This window comes from Kitasatospora sp. NPDC092286 (genome assembly GCF_044755565.1).
Lineage (GTDB): Bacteria > Actinomycetota > Actinomycetes > Streptomycetales > Streptomycetaceae > Kitasatospora.
Genome location: NZ_JBIVRD010000036.1, coordinates 18,370 through 34,482 on the forward strand (window position 1 = coordinate 18,370; position 16,113 = coordinate 34,482).

10 protein-coding genes are annotated in these 16,113 nt (G+C 71.8%); 6 read left to right on the plus strand and 4 right to left on the minus strand.

All coding sequences use genetic code 11. From position 1 onward, the window contains the following. Positions 1-105: 105 nt before the first annotated feature. Positions 106-846 (plus strand): DUF6099 family protein, encoded by a 741-nt coding sequence (locus ACIQIB_RS29650; RefSeq protein ID WP_400761725.1) that lies wholly within the window; start codon positions 106-108, stop codon positions 844-846. A gap of 161 nt (positions 847-1,007) precedes the next feature. On the opposite strand, the gene dapD is transcribed toward ACIQIB_RS29650, so the two are convergent. Further along, the gene (gene dapD, locus ACIQIB_RS29655; protein WP_400651904.1) at positions 1,008-1,997 is read right to left on the minus strand and encodes a 2,3,4,5-tetrahydropyridine-2,6-dicarboxylate N-succinyltransferase; all 990 of its coding nucleotides are present in this window, start codon (positions 1,995-1,997) and stop codon (positions 1,008-1,010) included. A 163-nt stretch (positions 1,998-2,160) separates the two neighbouring features. On the opposite strand from dapD, the gene ACIQIB_RS29660 reads away from it, so the two are divergent. The 3 genes from ACIQIB_RS29660 to argF all read left to right on the plus strand — a co-directional run bounded on the left by ACIQIB_RS29660 (position 2,161) and on the right by argF (position 7,661). After that, the gene (locus ACIQIB_RS29660; RefSeq protein ID WP_400761728.1) at positions 2,161-3,813 is read left to right on the plus strand and encodes a 3' terminal RNA ribose 2'-O-methyltransferase Hen1; all 1,653 of its coding nucleotides are present in this window, start codon (positions 2,161-2,163) and stop codon (positions 3,811-3,813) included. After that, positions 3,810-6,533 (plus strand): polynucleotide kinase-phosphatase, encoded by a 2,724-nt coding sequence (locus ACIQIB_RS29665; protein ID WP_363607576.1) that lies wholly within the window; start codon positions 3,810-3,812, stop codon positions 6,531-6,533. The genes ACIQIB_RS29660 and ACIQIB_RS29665 overlap by 4 nt, the downstream gene beginning before the upstream one ends. A gap of 126 nt (positions 6,534-6,659) precedes the next feature. Further along, positions 6,660-7,661, plus strand: a complete 1,002-nt coding sequence (argF, locus tag ACIQIB_RS29670; RefSeq protein ID WP_363607575.1) for an ornithine carbamoyltransferase — start codon at positions 6,660-6,662, stop codon at positions 7,659-7,661. Between the two features lies 1 nt (position 7,662). On the opposite strand, the gene ACIQIB_RS29675 is transcribed toward argF, so the two are convergent. Beyond that, positions 7,663-8,229: a superoxide dismutase family protein gene (locus ACIQIB_RS29675; protein WP_363607574.1), complete on the minus strand. Its 567-nt coding sequence runs from the start codon at positions 8,227-8,229 to the stop codon at positions 7,663-7,665. 137 nt (positions 8,230-8,366) lie between these two features. Next, positions 8,367-8,774 (minus strand): type II toxin-antitoxin system VapC family toxin, encoded by a 408-nt coding sequence (locus ACIQIB_RS29680; protein WP_400651912.1) that lies wholly within the window; start codon positions 8,772-8,774, stop codon positions 8,367-8,369. 401 nt (positions 8,775-9,175) lie between these two features. Between ACIQIB_RS29680 and acnA the strand changes: the two genes are divergently transcribed. Together acnA and ACIQIB_RS29690 are read left to right on the plus strand one after the other, a co-directional pair. After that, positions 9,176-11,833, plus strand: a complete 2,658-nt coding sequence (gene acnA, locus ACIQIB_RS29685) for an aconitate hydratase AcnA (RefSeq protein WP_363607572.1) — start codon at positions 9,176-9,178, stop codon at positions 11,831-11,833. Between the two features lie 176 nt (positions 11,834-12,009). Next, positions 12,010-13,311: a glycoside hydrolase family 18 protein gene (locus ACIQIB_RS29690; protein WP_363607571.1), complete on the plus strand. Its 1,302-nt coding sequence runs from the start codon at positions 12,010-12,012 to the stop codon at positions 13,309-13,311. An 85-nt stretch (positions 13,312-13,396) separates the two neighbouring features. Here ACIQIB_RS29690 and pepN read toward each other — a convergent pair whose 3' ends face one another. Next, on the minus strand, positions 13,397-15,961 hold the full coding sequence (gene pepN / locus ACIQIB_RS29695; protein ID WP_400761730.1) for an aminopeptidase N: 2,565 nt from the start codon (positions 15,959-15,961) through the stop codon (positions 13,397-13,399). Positions 15,962-16,113 lie beyond the last annotated feature (152 nt).

Sequence of the window (16,113 nt, forward strand, 5' to 3'; positions counted from 1 at the left end):
CCGCATCCGGCCGCGCCCCGACGCACGCTTTCGCCGTGACCACGTGACCGCCATACCGGCGGTCGCGGTCGACGGCGAAACGAGCGAGAAGGGGGTGGCGGGCCGATGGAGGCGCTGCGACTCATCAGGACGGCCAGGCACGCGCTGGCCGAGGCCAGGGAGGTACCGGAGGTGCTGGCCGAGGCGCGGCAGGCCGCGCTGCTCACCGAGGCGGTGGGCGCTCGGCTGTCCGAGCTGGACGACGGCGAGTTGGCCGGGCTCGGCCGGCAACTGTCCGAGGCCGGCGCCCACGCGGCCGGCTGCCTGGACCAGACCTGGTCCGACCGGTGCGCCCCGCCGGGCTGGGGTGGCAGCGGACGGGCCGGGCGGCTCACCGATCTCGGTGAGCTCGCCCCGGCCCTGGGTGAACTCGGCGGCCTGCTGCAGGACGTCGGCGAGGCGCTGGTGGTGCTGGCCTGCGGCGCCGACACCGAGAGCCTGTACTGGACCTGCATCGACGGGGTCGACGCCGGGGCGGAGTGCAAGGACGTGGTCGGTCGGCTGAGGCAGACCGTCGGCGCGGCGGCGGGGGAGGAGGGCGCCGATACCGCATCCGGTCCCGGCGGGGTGGCGGACGGCGCGGCCGGTCCACCGCCGCCCTGGGCTTCGGCGACCGGGCGGGCATCGCCGTCACTGGTCCTCCGGCTCGGTCCTCCGGTCGGTGGCACTGCGGAGGGCGGGGCTGAGCAGGGTGGGGCCGCGGAAGGCAGGGCCGCTCCGCCGGGCTGTCGGGCGTCGGGCGAGGCGGCCGCCTCGGAACAGGGTTCGGAGCGGAGGGCCGCCGTTTCGGTCGGCCGTGCACGGTGATGCGGCCGGCGGCGGTCCGGTCGGGCCGCGCGGACGACAGGGCGGCTGGACGACAGGGCGGGCGGACGGCAAGCGCAGCGGCCCCGGCGCCGTCACCCGGCACCGGGGCCACCCCGCACAGTCGTGTTGCCGCAGCGCTGATGCGGCAACACGAGAGGCGGTCAGTTGTGAGCGTGCAGCTCGGCGTTCAGGCCGCCCCAGGAGCCGGAGCGGGCGATCACCTCGACCGCGCCCGTCTGGGAGTTGCGGCGGAACAGCAGGTTGTCCTGGCCGGACAGCTCGACCGCCTTGGCCACCTTGCCGTCCGGGGTGGTCACCCGGGTGCCGGCGGTCACGTACAGGCCGGCCTCCACGACGCAGTCGCTGCCCAGCGAGATGCCGATGCCCGCGTTGGCACCGAGCAGGCAGCGCTCGCCGACCGAGACGATCTGCTTGCCGCCGCCCGACAGGGTGCCCATGATCGAGGCGCCGCCGCCGATGTCGCTGTGGTCGCCGACCACGACGCCCGCGCTGATCCGGCCCTCGACCATCGAGGTGCCCAGCGTGCCGGCGTTGAAGTTGACGAAGCCCTCGTGCATCACGGTGGTGCCGGTGGCCAGGTGGGCGCCGAGCCGGACGCGGTCCGCGTGGGCGATGCGCACACCCGAGGGGGCGACGTAGTCGGTCATCCGCGGGAACTTGTCGATGCCGTAGACGGCGAGCTGGCCGCCCTGGGCGCGCACCGCCAGGCGGGCCTGCTCGACCTTGTCCACCTGCACCGGGCCGATGCTGGTCCACGCCACGTTGGCCAGCAGACCGAACAGGCCGTCCAGGTTCTGGCCGTGCGGCTTCACCAGACGGTGGCTCAGCAGGTGCAGGCGCAGGTAGGCGTCGTGCGCGTCGATCGGCTTCTCGTCCAGCGAGGCGATCGTGGTGCGCACGGCGACCACCTCGACGCCGCGGCGTACGTCGGTGCGGAGCGCCTCGGCGGCGCCGGCGCCCAGCTCGGCCTCGGCCTGCTCGGCGGTCAGACGGACGGTGCCGGCCGGGCCGGGCTCGGCGGCCAGCGCGGGGGTGGGGTACCAGGTGTCGAGGACGGTGCCGTCGGCGGCGATGGTGGCCAGACCGGCGGCGACGGCGCCGCTTGCGCGGGAGGTGGATTCAGCAGTCACATCGTGCACGTTAACGAATGCGGGCCGTCGGTGCCGAACACGCTCACCGTGCGGACGCGGCGGCCCGCCGTCCGCCGGGGGAGCCGCGCGGCCGCCCGCGCCGGCTCCGGACCTCGGATAAACCCGGTGCTCAGAGGGGTGGTGCTGGGCAATACTCGTGCAGGTGTTCATGTCGATCTCCACCACAGGCACCGCCGAGAGCCCTGCCACCGACCTCGGCTTTCTTCTCCACAAGCACCCGGGCAAGGTCCAGCGGTTCGGGACTTCGCACGGCGAGGCCCATGTCTTCTACCCAGAGGCGAGCGACGAGCTCTGCACGGCCGCTCTGCTACTGGAGGTCGACCCGATCGCGCTGGTCCGCCGGGGCCGGGGCAAGGGCCGCGGCGGCTCCCCGGACTTCGCGCTCGCCCAGTACGTCAACGACCGCCCCTACGCCGCGTCCTCACTGCTGGCGGTGGCCCTGCGGACGGTGTTCCGGACGGCGATGAAGGGCGTCTGCGAGGGCCGCCCCGGGCTGGCCGACCAGGCCCGGCCGCTGCGCATCTCCCTGCCCGCGGTGCCCGCCAACGGCGTCGGCGAGGGCGGTGGCGTGGCGATGGTGGCCAGGCTCTTCGAGCCGCTGGGCTGGCAGGTCGAGGCGGCGGCGATCCCGCTGGACGCGGCCTTCCCCGAGTGGGGCGAGTCGCGCTACGTCCGGATCGAGCTGACCTCCGACGCGCTGCGCCTGGCGGACGCGCTCCAGCAGCTCTATGTCCTGCTGCCGGTGCTCGACGGGGCCAAGCACTACTGGGTCGCCCCGGACGAGGTCGACAAGTTGCTCGCGGCCGGGGAGGGCTGGCTCGCCGACCACCCCGAGCGGGCTCTGATCGCCCGTCGCTATCTGTCCCGGCGCTGGTCGCTCACCCGGACGGCGATGGAGCGGCTGGAGCTGGCCCGGCTGGCGGAGGCCGACGACCGCGAGGTCGAGGAGATCGACAACGCGGTCGACGACACCGACCGGACCGGGAGCACGCCGGACGCCGGGGCCGCTGCGGCCGACGCCCCGGTGCGGCCGGGCGAGCAGGAGGAGAAGCAGATCTCCCTCGCCGAGCGGCGCCGGGTGGCGATCCTGGCCGCGCTGAGTGAGGTCGGGGCGGCCCGGGTGGCCGATCTCGGCTGCGGGCAGGGCGAGTTGATCGGCGCGTTGCTGAAGGACACCCGGATCACCGAGGTCCTCGGCGTGGACGTCTCCGCGCGGGCGCTGTCCGCGGCCGCGCGCAAGCTGAGGCTGGAGCGGATGTCGGAGCGCCAGGCGGCCCGGGTCACGCTGGTCCAGGGCGCGCTGACGTACACCGACGCGCGGTTGAAGGGCTTCGACGCGGCCGTGCTCTGCGAGGTCATCGAGCACCTGGACCTGCCCCGACTGCCGGCCCTGGAGTACGCGGTGCTCGACGCGGCCCGCCCGGCGGCGGTCGTCGTCACCACGCCGAACGCCGAGTACAACGTCCGCTGGGAGAGCCTGCCGGCCGGTCACGTCCGGCACGCCGACCACCGCTTCGAGTGGGACCGCGCACAGTTCCGCGCCTGGGCCGAGCGGGTCGCGGCGACGTACGGCTACACGGTCGTGGTCCGCCCGGTCGGCCCGGAAGACCCGGAGGTGGGCGCGCCGACTCAGCTCGCCCTCTTCCGGATCGGTACCCCGGTCGCGGCTACCGTCGTCGGTACCGCCATCGCCGGTACTACCCCTGCCGGTACCAGTACTGGTACCGGCATCGACACCGACACTGACACCGACGCTGTTGCCCGCACGACGCCCGAAGGGGGCGAGACCCGATGACCGACGACGTACTGTCCGAGTCGCCGCTGGACGAGGCAGCCCCTGCCGGGCAGGCGGGCACCGCCGGGGCCGTGAACCCCGCCGAGCCGGCCACCCCCGCCGAGCCGGATGCCTCCGGCCGGGGCCGTCGGCTGCCGGTCACGGACGTCTCCCTCGTCGTGCTGATCGGCACCAGCGGCGCGGGCAAGTCCAGCTTCGCCCGCAAGCACTTCCTGCCGACCCAGGTGATCTCCTCGGACTTCTGCCGGGGCCTGGTGGCGGACGACGAGAACGACCAGTCGGCCTCCTCCGAGGCCTTCGACGTGCTGCACTACATCGTCGGCAAGCGCCTGGCCGCCGGTCGGCTGACCGTGGTGGACGCCACCAACGTCCAGCAGGAGGCGCGCAAGCAGCTGGTCAGGATCGCCCGTGACCACGACGTGCTGCCGATCGCGATCGTGCTGGACATCCCGCCGGGTGTCTGCGCCGAGCGCAACAAGACCCGGCCGGACCGGCAGCTGCCGGCCCACGTGATCCCGCGGCAGAACCGGGAACTGCGCCGCTCGCTGCGCGGGCTGGAGCGTGAGGGCTTCCGCAAGGTGCACATCCTGCGCGGTGAGGCCGAGGTGGAGTCCGCCGAGATCGTGCCGGAGAAGCGCTTCAACGACCTGCGCCACCTCACCGGCCCGTTCGACATCGTGGGCGACATCCACGGCTGCCGCTCCGAGCTGGAGACCCTGCTCACCCGCCTCGGCTACACGCTCACCCGGGACGCCGTGAACCGCCCGGTGGACGCCGTGCACCCGCAGGGCCGGACGGCGGTCTTCGTCGGTGACCTGGTCGACCGCGGCCCGGACACGCCGGGTGTGCTGCGCCTGGTGATGGGCATGGTGGCGGCCGGGCACGCGATCTGTGTCCCGGGCAATCACGAGAACAAGCTCGGCCGGGCGATGGACGGCAAGAAGGTCACCGTCTCGCACGGCCTCCAGGAGTCGCTGGACCAGCTGGCGGGTGAGTCGGAGGAGTTCCGCGCCGAGGTCCGGGCGTTCATGCGCGGTCTGATCAGCCACTACCTGCTGGACGGTGGCGCCCTGGTGGTCTGCCACGCCGGTCTGCCGGAGAAGTACCACGGCCGCGCCTCCGGCCGGGTGCGCTCGCACGCGCTGTACGGGGACACCACCGGCGAGACCGACGAGTACGGGCTGCCGGTGCGCTACCCCTGGGCGGAGGAGTACCGGGGCAGGGCGCTGGTGGTCTACGGCCACACGCCGGTGCCGATGGCGAGCTTCCTCAACAACACCATCTGCCTGGACACCGGGTGCGTCTTCGGCGGCAGCCTGACCGCGCTGCGCTACCCGGAGCGCGAGCTGGTCGGCGTCGAGGCCGAGCGGGAGTGGTACGAGCCGGTCCGGCCGATGCTCACGGACGCGCCGGGCTCACGCGAGGGCCGTCCGCTGGACCTCGCCGATGTGGCGGGCCGTCGGGTCGTCGAGACGACGCTGCACGGCCGGGTCGCCGTCCGGGAGGAGAACGCGGCCGCCGCGCTGGAGGTGATGAGCCGGTTCGCGATCGACCCGCGGCTGCTGGCGTACCTCCCGCCGACGATGGCACCGAGCGCCACCTCGCGCCGGCCCGGCTACCTCGAACACCCGGAGGAGGCCTTCTTCGCCTACCGCGAGGACGGCGTCCAGCAGGTGATCTGCGAGGAGAAGCACATGGGCTCCCGCGCGGTGGTGCTGGTCGCCCGGGACGACACGGCGCTGGAGAAGCGGTTCGGCATCGCCGGGCCGGGCGCGATCTGGACCAGGACCGGCCGGGCGTTCCTCAGTGACGACGAGCTCACCTCGGCCGTGCTGGGCAGGGTGCGGGCCGCGGCCGAGCGCTCCGGGCTGTTCGAGGAGCTGGGCACCGGCTGGCTGCTGCTGGACGCCGAGCTGATGCCGTGGTCGCTCAAGGCCGTCGAGCTGCTGCGCCGCCAGTACGCGGCGGTCGGCGCGGCGGCGGGCGCGGCGCTGCCCCCGGTGCTCTCCGTGCTCGAGCAGGCGGCCGGCCGTGGGCTGGACGTGGCAGGGCTGACCGCTCGCCAGCGGCAGCGCGCCGCCGACGCGCAGGCGTTCGTCGAGGCCTACCGGCGGTACTGCTGGCCGACCGAGGGCCTGTCGGGCATCCGGCTGGCGCCGTTCCAGGTGCTGGCGGCCGAGGGGGCGAACCTCGCGGTGCGCCCGCACGACGAGCACCTCGCCTGGGTCGACCGCCTGGTCGAGGCCGACCACGCCGGTGGCACGGACAGCGATGACGGCGGCGACGGCTCGCGCACCCCGATCCTGCACCGGACCGGCCGGCTGCTGGTGGACACCACCGACGAGGCGTCCGTCGCCGCGGGCATCGCCTGGTGGGAGGAGCTGACCGGGGCCGGTGGCGAGGGCATGGTGGTCAAGCCGCTGGCGTCCCTGGTCCGCGGCAAGGCGGGCGAGGGCAGGCCGGGCGGGCTGGTCCAGCCCGGGGTGAAGGTACGCGGTCGGGAGTATCTGCGGATCATCTACGGCCCGGACTACACCGAGTACCTGGACCAGTTGCGGCAGCGCTTCCTCGGCCACAAGCGCTCCCTGGCGCTGCGCGAGTACGCGCTCGGCCTGGAGGCGCTGGACCGGCTGGCGGCCGGCGAGCCGCTCTGGCGGGTGCACGAGCCGGTCTTCGCGGTGCTCGCGCTGGAGTCCGAGCCGGTCGACCCCCGGCTGTAGCGGCAGAGGTGTACGGGCCCTACGGTCGTTCCGTGGGGCCCGTACCACCGTAGTTATTGCATACAAATTCCGAGTATCGTATACAATTTCCGCTTCATCTCCGTCCCGTCACCCCAGGAGCCCGGCATGGCGTTCAACCTCCGGAACAGGCACTTCCTCAAGGAGCTCGACTTCACGCCCCAGGAGTTCCGCTTCCTGGTGGACCTCGCCGCCCAGCTCAAGGCGGCGAAGTACGCGGGCACCGAGCAGCCCCGGCTGCGCGGCAAGAACATCGCGCTGATCTTCGAGAAGACCTCCACCCGGACGCGCTGCGCCTTCGAGGTCGCCGCCCACGACCAGGGCGCGACCACCACCTACCTGGACCCGGCCGGCTCGCAGATCGGCCACAAGGAGTCGATCAAGGACACCGCTCGGGTGCTCGGCCGGATGTTCGACGGCATCGAGTACCGGGGCCACGGCCAGGAGATCGTCGAGGAGCTGGCCGCGTTCGCCGGTGTTCCGGTCTGGAACGGCCTCACCGACGAGTGGCACCCCACCCAGATGCTCGCCGACGTGCTGACGATCAAGGAGCACACCGCCAAGCCGCTCACCGAGGTCGCCCTCGCCTACCTCGGCGACGCCCGCTCCAACATGGGCAACTCGCTGCTCGTGACCGGCGCCCTGCTCGGCATGGACATCCGGATCGTCGCGCCCCGTGCGCTCTGGCCGGCCGAGGACGTCCAGAAGGCGGCCAACGCGCTCGCCGAGTCCACCGGTGCCCGGATCACCCTCACCGAGGACGTGGACGCGGGCGTGGCCGGTGCCGACTTCCTCTACACCGACGTCTGGGTCTCGATGGGTGAGCCCAAGGAGGTCTGGGCCGAGCGGATCGCCCTGCTCAAGCCGTACCAGGTGTCGATGGACACCGTCCGGGCCACCGGCAACCCGGCCGTGCGGTTCCTGCACTGTCTGCCCGCCTTCCACGACCTCGGCACGGTGGTCGGGCAGCAGATGCACGAGGCGACCGGGATGTCCGAGCTGGAGTGCACCGACGAGTTGTTCGAGTCGGAGCACTCCATCGTGTTCGACCAGGCGGAGAACCGCCTGCACACCATCAAGGCCGTGCTGGTCGCCACTCTCGGGGCGTAGCTCAGAACTCCAGGTTCACACAGGCGGCCCGGTCGCCCGCGCCGTGCGGGCCGGCCGGGCTGCCGGCGTGCAGCACCAGCGAGCGCGCCTCGCCCGGCCGGGGGTGCCAGGCCACCGAGGTCGTCGCAGCGGCGTCGCCCCGGTCGTCGGTGTGCAGGGTCAGCCGCAGCTCGTTGCTCTCATTGGCGTACGCGGGGTCGGTGGACGGCTGCACCGGGTCCACGGCGTCCTGGTAGTGCGGGCCGGACGCGGCAGGGTCGGCGCCGCACGTACCGGTGTGCAGATGGGCCGGGAAGTCATGGTCCGGGGCGAGGCCGGCGGTGGTCAGCGTCAGCACCGTCCGCCCGGCCACCGTGCGGTCCACCACCACCCGGACGTGGGAGCCGTAGGGCACCAGGTCCGGTGCGTGGCTGATGGCGGCCGGCGGGACGAAGGCCGTGGCCGGATCGAAGTCGGCCTCGATCACCAGGAGCGGCAGGGCGGGGACGGCGGTCGAAGCCGTTGCGGCGGGCGCGGCGGGCGCCAGCAGGGCGAGCGGGAGCAGCGCGGCGGCGTACGAAGCGGGCATCGGAGGGCCTTTCGGGGCTGCGGAACGGGCGTGCCCCCTGCTCAACGGCTGCCGCCCCGAACGGACACCCCCGCCAACGGACACCCCCGCCCATGAGTCCGCCCCGGCCCGCCCGCCCGCCCGCACCTCGCCCGGTCTCACTCCGCCGAGCGCCGGATGCCCCGGATCTCGCAGCGCGGTCCGCTGGCGCGCATCAGCCGCAGGTCCGCCGTCACCAGCGGCGCCCCGTACTGTTCGGCGACCGCTACATAGGCGGCGTCGTCCGGGGTGAGGTTGTCCTTGAGCTCCCAGATCCGGCCGAGCAGCGGTGCCAGTTCGACCTTCCGGATCGCCAGTGAGGGCAGCCGGGCCGCGAGCTCGCCGACCCGTTCGGCGGTGAGCTCCTTCGCCAGGTAGAGCCCGCGCAGCGACTGCATCACCTCGATCAGCAGGTGTTCGGGGGCGACCCACTCGCCGCCCGCCGCGAGTTCGGCCCGGGCGGCCTCCCCGCGCTCGCCCTCGTCCGCCAGCGCGAGCACCAGTGCCGACGCGTCCACCACGATCATCAGTAGGCCCCCGGCCTGTCCCAGCGTGTCAACTGACGGCCACCGTACCCGGGCGCGGAGCCGCCGGGAGGGGAGGGGGGAGAGCCCGGAGGGAGGGGAGCGCGGGGTGCGAGGGGAGGCCCGGAGGGGGTGTTCCGGCGACGGGAAGGCCGTCGAAAAGCTGCGCGAAGGCCGCTGGTGGGCGGAGGGTGGAGTGGGGGGTGGTGCCGACGTGGTGAACGCGGCACCATGCACTATGGTTTATCTCGACATCGAGATAACTGCCCACTACGATATATCTCGACATCAAGATACTTGCCGAGAGGCGCTCGCCGGCGATGCGGGAAAGGTAAGCCTAAGTAAGGCTGACCTTACCACCGCGTGGGCCGGATACCGCACGAAGCACCTAGAAGGAGTCAGTCGTGTCCGCGAACAGCTTCGACGCCCGCAGCTCGCTGCAGGTGGGCGACGAGTCGTACGAGATCTTCAAGCTCTCCGCCGTCGAGGGTTCCGAGCGGCTGCCGTACAGCCTCAAGGTGCTGCTGGAGAACCTGCTCCGCACGGAGGACGGCGCGAACATCACCGCCGACCACATCCGCGCCCTCGGCAACTGGGACGCCACCGCCCAGCCGAGCCAGGAGATCCAGTTCACCCCGGCCCGCGTGATCATGCAGGACTTCACCGGTGTGCCGTGCGTGGTCGACCTCGCCACCATGCGTGAGGCCGTCAAGGAGCTGGGCGGCGACCCGGCCAAGATCAACCCGCTGGCCCCGGCCGAGCTGGTCATCGACCACTCCGTCATCGCCGACAAGTTCGGCACCCCGGACGCCTTCGTCCAGAACGTCGAGATCGAGTACGGCCGCAACAAGGAGCGCTACCAGTTCCTGCGCTGGGGCCAGACCGCGTTCGACGAGTTCAAGGTCGTCCCGCCCGGCACCGGCATCGTCCACCAGGTGAACATCGAGCACCTGGCCCGTACCGTCATGGTCCGCGGCGGCCAGGCGTACCCGGACACCTGCGTCGGCACCGACTCGCACACCACCATGGTCAACGGCCTGGGCGTGCTGGGCTGGGGCGTCGGCGGCATCGAGGCCGAGGCCGCGATGCTGGGCCAGCCGGTCTCCATGCTGATCCCGCGCGTGGTCGGCTTCAAGCTCAACGGCCAGCTGCCGGCCGGCACCACCGCCACCGACCTGGTGCTCACCATCACCGAGATGCTGCGCAAGCACGGTGTGGTCGGCAAGTTCGTCGAGTTCTACGGCGAGGGCGTCTCGGCGATCCCGCTGGCCAACCGCGCCACCATCGGCAACATGTCGCCGGAGTTCGGCTCGACCTGTGCGATCTTCCCGATCGACGCCGAGACCATCAGCTACCTGAAGCTCACCGGCCGCGACGAGCAGCAGCTCGCCCTGGTCGAGGCGTACGCCAAGGAGCAGGGCCTCTGGCACGACCCGTCGGTCGAGCCGGTCTACTCCGAGTACCTCGAGCTGGACGTCTCCACCGTCGTCCCGTCGATCTCCGGCCCGAAGCGCCCGCAGGACCGCGTGATCCTGGCCGAGGCCGCCGAGAAGTTCGCCGAGGCGCTGCCGGCCTACTCCGCCGAGGCCTCGAAGCCGACCACCGTCACCGCCCCCGACGGCTCGACGTACGAGATCGACAACGGCGCGGTCGTGATCGCCTCGATCACCTCCTGCACCAACACCTCCAACCCCTCCGTCATGCTGGGCGCCGCCCTGCTGGCGAAGAAGGCCGTGGAGAAGGGCCTGCGGGTCCAGCCCTGGGTCAAGACCACCCTGGCGCCCGGCTCCAAGGTCGTCATGGACTACTACGAGAAGGCCGGCCTCCTCCCGTACATGGAGAAGCTGGGCTTCAACCTGGTCGGCTACGGCTGCGTCACCTGCATCGGCAACTCGGGCCCGCTGCCCGAGGAGGTCTCGGCCGCCGTCAACGAGGCCGACCTGGCGGTCGTCTCGGTGCTCTCCGGCAACCGCAACTTCGAGGGCCGGATCAACCCGGACGTCAAGATGAACTACCTGGCCTCGCCGCCGCTGGTGGTCGCCTACGCCCTCGCCGGCAACATGAACATCGACATCGCCAAGGACGCCCTGGGTCAGGACGCCGACGGCAACGATGTCTTCCTCGCCGACATCTGGCCGTCCGAGAAGGAGGTCGCCGACGTCGTCGCGGGCTCCATCGACGAGGCCATGTTCGACAAGGGCTACCAGGACGTCTTCGCGGGCGACCACCGCTGGCAGTCGCTGCCCGTCCCGACCGGCAACACCTTCGAGTGGGACGCCGAGTCCACCTACGTCCGCAAGCCCCCGTACTTCGAGGGCATGGCCAAGACCCCGAGCCCGGTGACCGACATCGCCGGCGCCCGCGTCCTGGCCAAGCTGGGCGACTCGGTCACCACCGACCACATCTCCCCGGCCGGCAACATCAAGCCGGGCACCCCGGCGGCGCAGTACCTGACCGCCAACGGTGTGGAGAAGCGCGACTTCAACTCGTACGGCTCGCGCCGTGGCAACCACGAGGTGATGATCCGCGGCACCTTCGCCAACATCCGTCTGCGCAACCAGATCGCGCCGGGCACCGAGGGCGGCTACACCCGCGACTTCACCCAGGCCGACGGCCCGGTGTCGTTCATCTACGACGCCGCGCAGAACTACCAGGCCGCCGGCACCCCGCTGGTCGTCCTGGCCGGCAAGGAGTACGGCTCCGGCTCGTCCCGTGACTGGGCCGCCAAGGGCACCGCGCTGCTGGGCGTCAAGGCCGTCATCGCCGAGTCGTACGAGCGCATCCACCGCTCGAACCTGATCGGCATGGGCGTCCTGCCGCTGCAGTTCCCGGAGGGCGAGAACGCCGACTCCCTCGGCCTGACCGGCGAGGAGACCTTCTCCTTCACCGGTGTGACCGAGCTCAACGAGGGCCGCACCCCGGCGACCGTCAAGGTCAAGGCGGTCGGCGCGGCCGCGACCATCGAGTTCGACGCGGTCGTCCGCATCGACACCCCCGGTGAGGCGGACTACTACCGCAACGGCGGCATCCTGCAGTACGTGCTGCGCAGCCTGATCGGCTGACAGCCGGGGCGGCGGGGCTGATCCCCCGTCGGTAAAGAGACAGTCAAGAGGCCGGATCGCGTCACTGTGGTCCGGCCTCTTGTGCGTCTCGATCAAATGGACTAAACCTCTGTGTCAGCTTGGTCCAGACCATTTGATGCTGAATCAGAGAAAGCCGCAGGTCTTCTCGTATGCGCATGCTCAGTCGTACCGCTGCCCTCATCGCCGCCGCCACGGTGGCCGCCACGATCGCCGCCCCCACGGCCCAGGCCCAGGACCGTGACAACGGCCCGAAGCTCAAGGGGCAGCGGGTCGGCTACTTCACCCAGTGGGGCGCCGACAGCTCCGCCAAGCGGGTGCAGGAGTCCGGCCAGGCCGGGAAGATCACCGTCATCAACTACGCCTTCGGCAACGTCTCCGCCGACGGCACCTGCTTCGAGACCAACGACGCGGGCCAGGGCGACGCCCTGAACGACTACCAGCGCCCGTTCAGCGCCGCGGAGTCGGTGGACGGCGTGGCCGACACCGCCGACCAGCAGCTCAAGGGCCACTTCAACCAGCTGCGCAAGCTCAAGGCCAAGAACCCGCAGCTGAAGACGGTGATCTCGCTCGGCGGCTGGAGCTGGTCCAAGTACTTCTCGGACGCGGCCGCCACGGACGCCTCCCGCAAGAAGTTCGTCTCCTCCTGCGTCGACCTCTACCTCAAGGGCAACCTGCCCCGCCTCGGTACCGCGGAGGGCGGCACGGGTGTGGCCGCGGGCGTCTTCGACGGCATCGACCTCGACTGGGAGTACCCGGGCGGCGGCGGTGACGAGGGCAACATCGTCCGGCCCGAGGACGGCCGCAACTTCACCCTGCTGGTGCAGGAGTTCCGCCGCCAGCTGGACGCGCTCAGCGGCAAGAAGGGCCCGCACTACCTGCTGACCGCCGCCGTGGCCGCCAACGAGACCGTCGCGGACCGGCTGGAGCTGCCGGAGCTGGCCCGGTCGATCGACTGGCTCAACCTGATGACCTACGACCTGCACGGCCCGTGGGAGGGCAAGGGCCCGACCAACCACCAGGCCAACCTCTACTCCGACCCGCACGACCCCGAGCCGCGCCAGCGCAGCGCGGACAAGGCCGTCGACCACTACGCCCAGCTCGGCCTGCCGTCCCAGCAGACCGTGCTCGGCACGCCGCTCTACGGCCACGGCTGGACGAACGTCCCGGCCGGCAACCGCGACGGCCTGCACCAGCCGGCCAGCAGCGCCGCCCCCGACCTGTCCTACAAGGAGATCAACGCGCTGCCCGGCAAGGTCTACGTCGACCGCGACCACGGCGCGTCCTGGAAGTACGACGGCAGCACCTTCTACAGCTACGACAGCGCCGAGGTGCTCACCGAGAAGGCCCGCTACGCCCGTTGGAACGACCTGGCCGGTGTGATGGTCTGGTCGCTGGACGGCGACGACGCCCAGGGCAGCGGGATCGCCGCCCTGGACCGCGGTCTGCGCGGCAACTGAGGCCCGCCGCAGGCTGACAGGCCCCGCAAACCGAGGACCCCGCCGCGAACGTTCGCGGCGGGGTCCTCCCTTCGGACGGCCGGGCTCAGCCGCGGTCGCAGGCCTGCGCGGAGAGCGCCCGGGCCAGGTCGTCACGGCACTCCAGCACCAGCCGGCGCAGCGCGGGCGCGGCGCCCGGGTGGCCGTCGAGCCAGCCGTCCACCTCGGCCAGGGTCTGCTCGCTGGTCTGCGCGCGGGGGAAGAAGCCGCCGACGATCCGCATCGCGATCTCGATCGTGCGCTCGGCCCAGACCCGCTCCAGCAGCTTGAAGTACGGCGCCGCGTACAACGCGGTGAGGTCGCGGTGGGCGGGCACCGCGAAGCCCGCGATGTTCGCCTCGACCAGGGCGTTGGGCAGTTCGTCCGAGTCGATCACGGCCGACCAGGCGGCGGCCTTGGCCTCGGCGGTCGGCCGGGCGGCCAGGCACTCGGTGTACTGCCGCTTCCCACTGGCGGTGTGGTCGGCCTTCAGCTCCTCGGCCAGCTCCTCGTCGGTGGCCTGGCCGGCCACCGCCAGTGCCAGCCAGAGCGACCAGCGCAGCTCCTGGTCCACGTCCAGGCCGTCGATCCGGGCGGTGCCGGCCAGCAGACCGCGCACCAGGCCGAGGTGCTCGGAACCACTGGCGGTCTGCGCCAGGAAGCGGGCCCAGGCCAGCTGGTGGTCGCTGCCGGGGGCGGCGGCGCGCAGCTCGCGCAGCGCGCCGTCGGCCAGCAGCCGGCCGCCCTCGCCGCGCCAGGCCGGGTCGGCGTACAGGTCGACGGCGCTCCTGGCCTGCTGGTGCAGTGACTGCAGCACGCCGATGTTGGACTCCTGCCCGGCGAAGCGCAGCACCAGGGCGACGTAGTCGTGGGCCGGCATCAGGCTGTCGCGGGTCAGGTTCCACACCGCGGACCAGGCGAGCGCCCGGGCCAGGTCGCTCCGGATGTCGCCGAGACCGGTGCGCAGCGTCTCCAACGACTCGGCGTCGAAACGGATCTTGCAGTACGTCAGGTCGTCGTCGTTGAGCAGCACCAGCGCGGGCCGGGCGCGGCCGACGGCCTCGGCGACCACGGTGCGGGCGCCGGTGACGTCCAGCTCGATCCGCTCGGTGCGCACCAGCGTGCCGTCGGCGTCCCGGTCGTAGAGGCCGACCGCGATCCGGTGCGGGCGCAGGGTCTCGCCGTCCTGGAGGAGGGCGAGTTCGGTGATCCGGCCCTCGGAGTCCACCGTGACCTGCGGGGTGAGCGAGTTGACACCGGCGGTCTGCAGCCAGGTGGCGGCCCAGGACTTGAGGTCGCGGCCGCTGGTCTCCTCCAGGATGTCCAGCAGGTCGGTGAGTTCGGTGTTGCCGAAGGCATGCCGCTTGAAGTAGCGGCGGGCGCCCTCGAAGAAGGCCTCCGAACCGGCGTACGCCACCAGTTGCTTGAGCACCGAGGCGCCCTTGGCATAGGTGATGCCGTCGAAGTTGAGCTTGGCGTCCTCGAGGTCGCGGATGTCCGCGGTGATCGGGTGGGTGGTCGGGAACTGGTCCTGCCGGTAGGCCCAGGCCTTGCGCTGGTTGGCGAAGGTGACCCAGGCGCCGGAGTAGCGGGTGCGGGCGCCGATCAGCGCGTAGGAGCCCATGAAGTCGGCGAACGACTCCTTCAGCCACAGGTCGTCCCACCAGCGCATGGTGACCAGGTCGCCGAACCACATGTGGGCCATCTCGTGCAGGATGACGTTGGCCCGGCTCTCGTAGGCGGCGTCGGTGACCCTCGAACGGAAGATGAACTCCTCGCGGAAGGTCACGCAGCCCGGGTTCTCCATCGCGCCGATGTTGTACTCGGGCACGAAGGCCTGGTCGTACTTGCCGAAGGGGTACGGGTAGTCGAACTCCTCGTGGAAGAAGTCGAGTCCGAGCTTGGTGACGCCGAGGATCTCGTCCGCGTCGAAGTAGGGCGCGAGCGACTTGCGGCACAGCGCGGAGAGCGGGATCTCCAGGGTGGTGCCGTCGGGCAGCACGCGGCTGTAGTGGTCGCGGGCGACGTGGTACGGGCCGGCGACGACGGCGGTCAGATAGGTGGAGATCGGCTGGGTGGGGGCGAACTCCCAGACGCGGGCGGCGCCTTCGTCGGTCACGCGCTCGTGGACGGCGTTGGACCGGACGTCCCAGGCGGCCGGCGCGGCGACGGTGAAGGTGAACGGCGCCTTCAGGTCGGGCTGTTCGAAGTCGGCGAAGACCCGGCGGGCGTCGGCCGGCTCGTAGTGGGTGTAGAGGTAGGTCTCGCCGTCCACCGGGTCGGTGAAGCGGTGCAGGCCCTCGCCGGTGCGGCTGTACGCGCAGTCGGCGTCCACGACGAGGACGTTCTCCGCGGCCAGGCCGTCGACGTGCACCCGGGCGCCGTCGAAGGCGGTGGCCGGGTCGAGCGCGCGGCCGTTGAGGACGACCGAGCGCACGGTGGGGGCGAGCAGGTCGAGGAAGGTCGAGGCGCCCGGCTCGGTGCAGCGGAAGGCGATCGTGGTGGTGGAGCGGAAGGTGGCGGCCGCCGGGTCGGGGGCGGAGGTCACGTCCAGCCGGACCTGGTAGCCGTCCACGGCCAGGATGCTGGCCCGCTGCTGGGCTTCGTCGCGGCTCAGGTTCTTACCCGGCACGGCGGTACTCCTTTGTCCGGCTCGCATGGTGGTGCGTTCATCGGGTGATGCGGTCTGGGTGCGGTGTCGTACGCACCGATGGCATCCTTTCACGGCTCGCCACGCCGGTACCATTGCACAGGCCGACTCCGTCGTCCCGGAATCAGCGGTGC

What these genes read in the sequence shown, in the direction of transcription:
- argF (WP_363607575.1), top strand. Translation starts at nt 6,660, where the DNA reads ATGGCGTTCAACCTCCGGAACAGGCACTTCCTCAAGGAGCTCGACTTC.
- ACIQIB_RS29675 (WP_363607574.1), bottom strand. Translation starts at nt 8,229, where the DNA reads ATGCCCGCTTCGTACGCCGCCGCGCTGCTCCCGCTCGCCCTGCTGGCG.
- ACIQIB_RS29690 (WP_363607571.1), top strand. Translation starts at nt 12,010, where the DNA reads ATGCTCAGTCGTACCGCTGCCCTCATCGCCGCCGCCACGGTGGCCGCC.
- ACIQIB_RS29680 (WP_400651912.1), bottom strand. Translation starts at nt 8,774, where the DNA reads ATGATCGTGGTGGACGCGTCGGCACTGGTGCTCGCGCTGGCGGACGAG.
- ACIQIB_RS29650 (WP_400761725.1), top strand. Translation starts at nt 106, where the DNA reads ATGGAGGCGCTGCGACTCATCAGGACGGCCAGGCACGCGCTGGCCGAG.
- ACIQIB_RS29665 (WP_363607576.1), top strand. Translation starts at nt 3,810, where the DNA reads ATGACCGACGACGTACTGTCCGAGTCGCCGCTGGACGAGGCAGCCCCT.